Source organism: Treponema endosymbiont of Eucomonympha sp. (genome assembly GCF_001028545.1).
Window position 1 is genome coordinate 1 of record NZ_BBPW01000576.1, and the last position, 471, is coordinate 471.

General features: G+C 42.0%; 1 protein-coding gene and 1 pseudogene. Both read right to left on the bottom strand.

Features of this window, described 5'->3' with window-relative positions; translation table 11 throughout:
- Positions 1-31 precede the first annotated feature (31 nt).
- Positions 32-169: pseudogene (locus tag AWU74_RS12945) on the bottom strand (50S ribosomal protein L15); the annotation flags it as partial.
- Between the two features lie 164 nt (positions 170-333).
- Positions 334-468 carry an uS5 family small ribosomal subunit protein gene (locus AWU74_RS10955; RefSeq protein WP_306701106.1) on the bottom strand — a complete coding sequence of 45 codons (135 nt, stop codon included), beginning with the start codon at positions 466-468 and terminating at the stop codon, positions 334-336.
- Between the last annotated feature and the right edge of the window lie 3 nt (positions 469-471).

The window sequence follows — 471 nt, forward strand, 5'->3', positions numbered from 1 at the left end:
AAGGCATCGTTCCACCTTCAATACCGTTCTATACCTTTCCACCCGAACGGGACTTCTGTCCCTTGTTACCACAACCGGCAGTCGTACCCCTCCCGGAAGACGTTCCACGTCCTACAATAGGTTTCTTTTTGTTTTCTCCATATGGTGCTTATAGTAAAAAATCAGACATTATTCTATTCCTCTCCTCTGTCTTTACAAGGTGTGAAACCGACTAGACCATTCCTGTTTAACGACTGAATCAATTTTTTAAACCTAAACTCCTTATTGTTGCTCATTTTGCAGGGTTTTGCCCAACAGCATTTTTTATTAATGTTATTTGCAGTCGGTTCACCATTAACTCCATAAGGTATTCAAAGTTTTACCCCTGTTCTTCGCAATAACCCGTGCATCCATCAATTGATTCACCGCGTTAAACATAGCATGTACCACATTTACCGATGTGCTTGCCCCCAGTGATTTTGATCGCACGTC